Origin of the sequence: Cupriavidus sp. KB_39 (assembly GCF_052114485.1) — a bacterium.
Classification (GTDB): Bacteria; Pseudomonadota; Gammaproteobacteria; order Burkholderiales; family Burkholderiaceae; genus Cupriavidus.
In genome coordinates, this window is the sequence record NZ_JBFREV010000071.1 from 1 (window position 1) to 8,356 (window position 8,356).

The following is an 8,356-nucleotide window of genomic DNA, read 5'->3' on the forward strand; positions in this document are numbered from 1 at the left end:
GCTGCCTGCACGACCAGATGGGTGACCGAGGTCGCTCGGCTGCCATTGGCCAGTGTGGCCGTGGCGGTGATATCGACTTCCCCGGCGTTCCGGGTCTCCACCGTGGCATAGGTGCCGACGAACACCGAGGCCGAGACCCCCGTCGGCGCCTTGTCCGAAGCCGCCGTGACTACGGCGACCGATTCATCGGAAGACGTCCAGCCAAAGCTGGCGCCCTTGACCTCGCTACCATCGGCACCCAGCAGCGTCGCCTTGAGCGTCAAGCTGCTGCCAGCCACCGGCGCGCCGCTGGTGGTGTCGACCACCACCTTGGTCGCCGCTGGCGTGGCCGAGGGAGCCGGCGCGGCGTTGTCATCGGAGCCGCAGGCGGCAAGCACCGCCGCGGCAAGCAAGGCAATGCCGAGCGAGCGCGCGCCGGCAGGAAGACGAAGGAACATGAAACCTGACCCGTAGTTGTCTTGAATGGTGGGGAGCCGACTGGCTTATGGCGTCGGCTGCACAATGGCCATGCCGATATTGCCGATACCCGTGCGGAACGGACTGCCCGGCACCGGCGTCAGCAGGCCAGTGGTCGCGTCGATGGCAAAGCCGTACACCAGGCCGACGAAAGACGGCGTGTACAGGAAGCGGCCGTTCGGATCCATGCTTAGGCGTTGCCCATTGACGCCAGTCGGCGTGGCCCCCAGGTCCCGGTCAATCAGACCCGTCGTGAGATCGCGCCGAACCACTTGAATTTGATTGGTGGTGAGCGCCCCCCCGGTCAAGACATAGGCAAACGGGCCCGACGGGGCGAGGACGACGTCGGTCGGCTGGAACATGCCCGAGGAGGAGAACCCGATCGCGCCTACGGCACGGTTGACAGCATCGATCACGCCGGCGCCAAGCAGGTTGGCGGTCATGCCCACGAAGTACAGGAAGTTCGCATCGGCCGACAGCGCCGCCCCGCGCGTACCCAAGCCAGTCGTTTGCCTGACGCTGGGCAAGCCAAGGTTGCCCAGCGACGTGTCGAAGGGCATGGACCAGATCTCGCCGGTCCCGGTGTTCACCGAATAGACATACTGCCCGTCCGACGACACGGCGATCCCTGACGTACGGCCTGCCAGGTCGCCGCTGATATACCCAAGCCGAAGCGACAGCGCGTGGGTGACGGGGTCGAGGCTGTACGGCATGACAGACCGGCCGGCGCCAATGATCAGCCACTTGCCCGAGGGGTGCACGGCGACGACCTCCGGACCCGGGTCGGTCGGCATGTTCGTGCCGGGGATGACGCTCAGCGCGCCGGTGGCAGGGTTCAGCTGGTAGGCCTCGACCGCGCTGTCGTTGGCCATAACCGCATAGCCCACCAACCCGTCCGGCAGGAAGGCGATGTCGGTGACCGGCCGCGTGGTGGTGAACGGGCTGCCCGGCACGTCCGAGAGCGCCCCGGTGCCGGGATCGATCCGATAGACCGAAATCGTCGAGCCCATGCTGTTTGGCACCACCGCGAACTGCGCCTGCACGCAGGTAATGCCCACGTTGGTGACGTTGGCGGCGGCGATGGTGCCTACGCCGTTCTGCACGGTGCAGGTCTGGCCGGCGGGGTGGCCGGTCACGGTGACGCTGTACGCCGAGGCGGCGGCCAGCGCGGTGGGCAGCGTGAAGGCGCCGTCGGCACTGATCGCCAGCGAATCGCCATTGGGGCCTGCGAGCAGCAGGCTCTTGCCAGCCGCCAGTCCGGACACCGTGCCACCCAGGGTGTAGGTGGGCGGCGGCGGCGTGGCCGGGCGAGCCAGCGCGGCATTGGCGCACAGGCGGGTGCCGGTGGGAGCATCCGCGCAGGCGGCGAGCACCGCCGAGCCAGCCAACGTGGCCGAGGATGGGCTGCTGACTTGCGCCGAATGGCCGTCCGCTGCCGTCGTCACGGGGAAGGTGGCGTCGCCGGTAGTCCACGACCAGTTGGTCAGGTCGGCGATCCCATCGACACCATCCGAGCGCCGTACGGCTGCGGACACCGTCTGCGCCGCTGCGCCAGCCGTCACGGTCAGATTCGACGGCGACAGGGTCAGCGTGTAGGACTTTGCCGGGGCGGCCTGCACCACCAGATGGGTGACGGACGTCGCGCGGCTGCCATCGGCCAGCGTCGCSGTGGCCGTGATATCGACTTCCCCGGCATTCCGGGTCTGCACSGTGGCGTAGGTACCGACGAAGACCGAGGCCGARACMCCSGCCGGCGCCTTGTCCGAAGCCGCCGTGACCACGGCGACCGACTCGTCCGAAGAYGYCCAGGCGAAGCTGGCGCCCTTGACCTCGCTTCCATCGGCGGCCAGCAGGGTCGCCTTCAGCGTCAGCGTGCCGCCCGCCACTGGCTGCGCGCTGGTCGTGTCGACCACCACCCTGGTCGCCGCTGGCGTGGCCGAGGGGGCCGGCGTGGTGTTGTCATCGGAGCCGCAGGCGGTGAGCACCGCGGCGGCAAGCAAGGCGACGCCGAACGCGCGTGCGCCGGCGGAGAAGTGTGAAAACATGGACCCAACCCGTTTTTTTTGATGTTTCGCCCGGCCTTGTTGACCGGTGCATTGCGCGCGACTGTAACAGCGCTGTCACGTTTTGACTGTCCCCAAATGGGGGGACTAGCGGGCGTAACGCCCACGGGGAAAACCCGGGTTGCAGCCCAACCCGGTCCCCATTTTGGGGCGCCGTTTTCCCGGGCTCGCATCCATATTGCGAAACCCGCCTATTCGGCCTATTACGTCAGGAAGCCCCGTTTTCTTGAATCGGCAACCTGGCAGCCCGGCTGCCCCGCGCATCATGCAAGAGCTTGCGTTTCGCACGCTGCTGTACCGCTTTTTCTTCTTCGGCTGGCTGTTCAAGGACGCCAGCCGGGGCGACCTGTTCGAGCGCGCGGCGGCGTGGCGCTTCAACCAGTCGCGCGCCCACTGGCTGCCCACCTATATGCGGCGCTGGCTCTGGTGCGGCCTGATCCTGTTCGCCCTCGGGGGCATCGCCGAATCCATGATGAGCGCGCCCGCGCTGTCGGCCATCTTCTACGTCCCTAGCGTGCTCAGCGTGCCGATCAATGTGGTGATCGGCGTGATCTGGGTGGGACTCAAGTCACTTCGAGGACCGTTGTAGGCGTCTCCCCCGCGTGCTGCACAGATCACCCTAATGCAGCAAAGGTCACGATTGTGTCATTCCTGACACATAGGCTTGCGGGTCTGCTGATGTGGCAGACCCGATCCAACCAGCCCTGACCCCATGAAACAAGCCAGTTTGACGACCGCCCTCGCGGCCGCGTGCCTTGCCGCGCTGCTGCTGGCCGCCTGCGGCGGCGACGACAACAAGCCCAGCCCGAGCCAGCCGCCCGCCGGCGATCCGCCGCCCGCCTCCGCGCCGGCCCCGGACAAGCGCTGCGCGCCCTGACCGTCCCTGACGGCACCTCTCYCCAACAAATCCAGAACCCGAACAATGATCTCCCGCCGCAAGTTCTTGCAGGCGAGCATGGGCACGGCTTTCTCCGCCGCCGCCCTGGCCGCCTTTCCGCCCAGCATCCGCCGCGCGCTGGCCATTCCGGCCAATAACGCCACCGGCACCATCGCCGATGTGGAGCACGTGGTCATCCTGATGCAGGAAAACCGCTCGTTCGACCATTACTTCGGCACGCTCAGCGGCGTGCGCGGGTTTGGCGACCGCCTGACCATCCCCATGCCCAGTGGCCGCAACGTCTGGCAGCAGGCGCGCACCAACGGCTCGCTGATCACGCCGTACCACCTGAACGGCGCCGCCAACAACGCCCAGCGCACGGCCGGCACGCCGCACGCCTGGTCGGACAGCCAGGCCGCCTGGGACCACGGCCGCATGTCGCGCTGGCCGGTGGCCAAGACGGACACGTCGATGGGCTACTTCAAGGAACAGGAGATCCCGTTCCAGTTCGCGCTGGCCAACGCCTTCACGCTGTGCGATGCCTACCACTGCGCGATGCACACCGGCACCGACGCCAATCGCTCGTTCCACATGACCGGCACCAACGGCGCGATGCCGCTGAACCGGGCCTTCGTGAACAACGAGTGGGATGCCATCAACGGCGTGGCCGCCGACGCCAACATCGGCTACACATGGAAGACCTACGCCGAGCGGCTCGAGGAAGCCGGCATCAACTGGATCAGCTACCAGAACATGCCCGACGAATGGGGCGACAACATGCTGGGCGCGTTCCAGACCTTCCGCCGCGCCAACCTGAACTCGGGCTTCCCGGTGTCCAGCGGCGGCTCGCCGGGCGCCCCGTACACCAACACCGGGCAGGCCGTGCCGTACAAGGCCTATGACGCGGCCACCGACAACGCCGCCAATCCGCTCTACAAGGGCGTGGCCAACACGCTGCCGGGCACCCAGCCGGAGCAGTACCTCGACGCCTTCAAGCAGGACATCGCCAATGGCAAGCTGCCGGCGGTGTCATGGATCAACGCGCCGTCGATCTACTGCGAGCACCCGGGGCCGTCCACGCCCGTGCAGGGCGCGTGGTTCCTCCAGGAAGTGCTGGACGCGCTGACCGCCAATCCGGACGTCTGGAGCAAGACCGTGCTGCTGGTCAACTTCGACGAGAACGATGGCTACTTCGACCACGTGCCGTCGCCGTCCGCCCCGTCGCGCAATGCCGACAGCACGCTGGCCGGCAAGACCACGCTGACCGATGCCGACATGGCCGCCGAGTACTACACGCAGTCGCCGCCGGTAGGCAGCACCAGCCAGCCGGCCCGCGATGGCCGCGTGTTCGGCCCGGGCCCGCGCGTGCCGATGTTCGTGATTTCCCCGTGGAGCCGGGGCGGCTGGGTCAATTCGCAGGTGTTCGACCACACCTCGGTGCTGCGCTTCCTGGAGGCCCGTTTCGGCGTGCAGGAGCCCAACATCAGCCCGTTCCGCCGCGCGGTCTGYGGCGACCTGACCTCGGCCTTCAACTTCAAGACGCCGAACAGCGAGGCGCTGCCCACGCTGACCGGCCGCGGCTCGCGCGCTGCGGCGGACGCCCTGCGCGTCGCCCAGCAGGCGTTGCCGGCCGTACCGGTGCCGTCCGACATCAACCTGCCGGAGCAGGCCACCGGCACGCGTCCGTCGCGCGCCCTGCCCTACGAGCTGCACGCCAGCGCGCGCGCCCATGTGAACGGCCAGGTGGAGATCCTGTTCGCCAACTCGGGCACGCAGGCGGCCGTGTTCCACGTGTACGACCGCAACGACCTGAACAGCATTCCGCGCCGCTACATGGTGGAGGCAGGCAAGAATCTGTCCGATAGCTGGAGCACGTCGGCCGCCGCGCCGGGCCAGTACGACCTGTGGGTGCTCGGCCCGAACGGTTTCCATCGCCATTTCAAGGGCGATACGACCGTGCTGGGCGGCGCGCTCGGTGTGGCGGAGGTGCGCGTCTGCTATGACATCGCCAATGGCGACGTCTACGTCGACCTGATGAACACCGGCAAGGCCGCCTGCACCTTCCGCGTGGCCCCGCTGGCCTATCGCACGGACGGTCCGTGGGAAGCCACGGTGGCTGCCGGCGGCACGCAGACGCTGCACTGGTCGCTGAAGGACAGCGGACAGTGGTACGACTTCGCCGTGACGACCCCGCACGACAGCGCGTACTACCGCCGCTTTGCCGGCCGCGTGGAAACCGGCCAGCACACCATCACCGACCCGGCGATGGGCACGGTCTGAGCAGCTTTTAATCCGCAATAGCCATGCGGGGCTGCGACAGGAGGCTTAAACGTCACACACCCCGCATGTGCATCCCCCGACCTCCCGCAAGTCCCAGCACTCCGCACTTGCCCCTTATCGGTGGCAGATATTCCGGGTTTGTTGACATATCATCACGCCCGGCGTGACGGGTGGCTCCACCCGGCGCACGCCACGGCCGTTTGGTCACGGCCTTTCCGTTCAACACACGTTCGATACATAACAGGCTCCGGACCGGCAACTCACACGCCGGCGACGCGCCATTCAGGGGAATACGATGAAACAGAACCGGTGGGCGCTCGCCCTTTCCATGGCCACGGCCCAACTGCTGACCGCCTGCGGCGGCGGCGACGATGCGGGCACCAGCGCCCCGGCGGCGGCTGCGCCGGCGGCGGCCACGCTCTCGGGCACGGCGGCCACCGGCGCGCCGGTCCAGAACGGCGCCGTCGATCTGCGCTGCGCCGCTGGCACGGCCTCGACCACGAGTGACGCCAACGGTGCATGGTCGGTGTCGTCCGCCGGTCTGGCGCTGCCCTGCGTGGCGCGCGTGACCGGCCCCGCCGGGCTGACGCTGCATTCCTACATTCAAGGTCCCGGCACGACCAACATCACGCCGATCACGGAACTGGTGGTCGCGGGCGCCGCGCAGAACCCCGACACCGGCACGGTGTTCAACGCGTTCAACCCCACGCTGGCCAGCCTGATGCAGTCCAACCTGGCCTCGGTGCTCACCCTCGTGCGCGCCCGTCTGGTCAACCTGGGCGTGGAYACCAGCGGCCTGAACCTGCTGAACCAGCCGTTCAAGCCGGTGTTYGGCGATGCCTATGACGACAAGCTCGAAGCCCTCGCCATGCAGTTGGCCGCCCGCCAGACCTCGCTGGGCGCGATCTCGCAGGACGTGGCGCGTGGCGATGTGGGCAGTCCGGGCGCCGCGGGTGCCACGGGCGCAACCGGGCCGACTGGCGCCACGGGTGCGACTGGGGCGACGGGCAGCACCGGCGCCTCCGGCCCCTCGGGTGCCACCGGCACCACTGGCGCGGCAGGCCCCACTGGTGTGACGGGTGCCACGGGGGCCACCGGCGCCACGGGTATCACCGGCCCGTCCGGCCCGCAAGGCCCGACCGGCAACACTGGTGCTACGGGTGTCACGGGCGCGACCGGCGCCACGGGGGCAACCGGTGCAACGGGTGCCACCGGCGCAACCGGTGCCCAGGGCCCGCAAGGCAATCAAGGCCAGGACGGCGCAACCGGCGTGTGCACGCTCGGCGAGGTCTGGCTGACCGCCCTGCCCTACCCGGAGAACTACGAGCTGGGCGGCATGGTCGCCAAGGGCCAGCTCCTGCCGATCTGGACCTATACGGCCTTGTTCTCGCTCATCGGCACCACGTATGGCGGCGACGGCACGACGAACTTCGCGCTGCCGAACCTGACTGGCCAGGCGCCGGCGAACCTGACCTATATGATCTGTACCGAGGGGCTGTTCCCGCAGCACATCTGACGGCAGCAGCACCGCCTCCGGCCACGGCAGCCCACACCGCCGTGGCCGCAAGATGCGCCACCCAACCCACCCCACCCCAAGCTCCATGCCACGCATCTGCCTGAACATGATCGTCAAGAACGAGGCGCCGGTCATCGCGCGCTGCCTCGCGTCCGTGCGCCCATGGATCGATAGCTGGCTGATCGTCGATACCGGCTCCACCGATGGCACGCAGCAGCGCATTGCCGCGTGCATGGCGGGCCTGCCGGGCGCGGTGCACGAGCGGCCCTGGCGCGACTTCGCCCACAACCGCAACGAGGCGCTCACACTGGCCCGGGCACAGTGCCAGCCGGACGACTACATCCTGTTCATCGATGCCGACGAAATGCTGGGCGTGCCGGACGGCTTCCGCTGGCCGGCGCTCGGCACGGATGGCTACCGGCTGCGCTGCGAACTGAGCGGCTGGCAGTACCAGCGCAACGCGCTGGTGCGGGCGGGGGTGCCGTGGCGCTGGGAAGGGGTGATCCACGAATACCTGACCTGCGATACCCCGGCGGTCTGGGACGACCTGCAGGGCCCATCCATCGTGGTCTCGCGCGACGGCGCGCGGGCCCGCGACCCGAACACCTATCTGCGCGATATCGAGGTGCTGGAGCGCGCCGTGGCCGACGCCCCGGACAACACGCGCTACCGTTTCTACCTCGCCCAAAGCTGCCGGGACGCTGGCCGGCCGGCGGACGCCCTGCGCCACTACCGCGCGCGGGCCGCCATGGGGGGATGGGACGAGGAGCAGTGGTTCGCCACCTACCAGTGCGCGGCGATGCTCGCGCTGGACGGCGCGCCGGACGAGACGGTGACCACGGCCTACCTGGCCGCCTATCAGGCCCGCCCCACCCGCGCCGAGCCCCTGTGCGACCTCGCCCGCTGGCACCGCCAGCGCGGGGAATACGCGCTCGGGCACCTCTACGCCCAGCAGGCGGCGGCSATGCCGCTCCCCRCCGACGCGCTGTTCGTCGATACCTCGGTCTACCGCTGGCGTGCGCTGGACGAGCTGACGGTCTGCGCCTACTACATCGGCGCCCAGGAACAAGGCCGCGCCGCGCTGATCCGGCTGCTCGCCGAAGGGGCGTTCCCCGAGTCTGAGCGCGCCCGAATCGAGGCGAATCGGCCGTATTACGGGATGTA

Annotated in this window: 6 protein-coding genes and 1 pseudogene; 5 read left to right on the forward strand and 2 right to left on the reverse strand. The window is 68.7% G+C overall.

Features of this window, described 5'->3' with window-relative positions:
- Positions 1-437 (reverse strand): annotated as a pseudogene (locus tag AB4Z27_RS27885) (hypothetical protein); the annotation flags it as partial.
- 45 nt (positions 438-482) lie between these two features.
- Positions 483-2,501: a lactonase family protein gene (locus tag AB4Z27_RS27890; protein WP_441645815.1), complete on the reverse strand. Its 2,019-nt coding sequence runs from the start codon at positions 2,499-2,501 to the stop codon at positions 483-485.
- A gap of 283 nt (positions 2,502-2,784) precedes the next feature.
- Here AB4Z27_RS27890 and AB4Z27_RS27895 point away from each other — a divergent pair, with 283 nt between their 5' ends.
- From AB4Z27_RS27895 to AB4Z27_RS27915, 5 genes are all read left to right on the forward strand, one after another.
- Positions 2,785-3,108, forward strand: a complete 324-nt coding sequence (locus AB4Z27_RS27895) for a hypothetical protein (RefSeq protein ID WP_092296475.1) — start codon at positions 2,785-2,787, stop codon at positions 3,106-3,108.
- Between the two features lie 123 nt (positions 3,109-3,231).
- On the forward strand, positions 3,232-3,396 hold the full coding sequence (locus AB4Z27_RS27900; RefSeq protein ID WP_177219952.1) for a hypothetical protein: 165 nt from the start codon (positions 3,232-3,234) through the stop codon (positions 3,394-3,396).
- Positions 3,397-3,441: 45 nt separating this feature from the next.
- Positions 3,442-5,676, forward strand: a complete 2,235-nt coding sequence (locus AB4Z27_RS27905) for a phosphocholine-specific phospholipase C (protein WP_441645816.1) — start codon at positions 3,442-3,444, stop codon at positions 5,674-5,676.
- Positions 5,677-5,971: 295 nt separating this feature from the next.
- A complete protein-coding gene (locus AB4Z27_RS27910; RefSeq protein ID WP_441593180.1) occupies positions 5,972-7,192 on the forward strand; it encodes a phage tail protein in 1,221 nt (406 codons plus the stop codon).
- An 85-nt stretch (positions 7,193-7,277) separates the two neighbouring features.
- The coding region (locus AB4Z27_RS27915) for a glycosyltransferase (protein ID WP_441645817.1) at positions 7,278-8,356 on the forward strand (1,079 nt) is incomplete at its 3' end.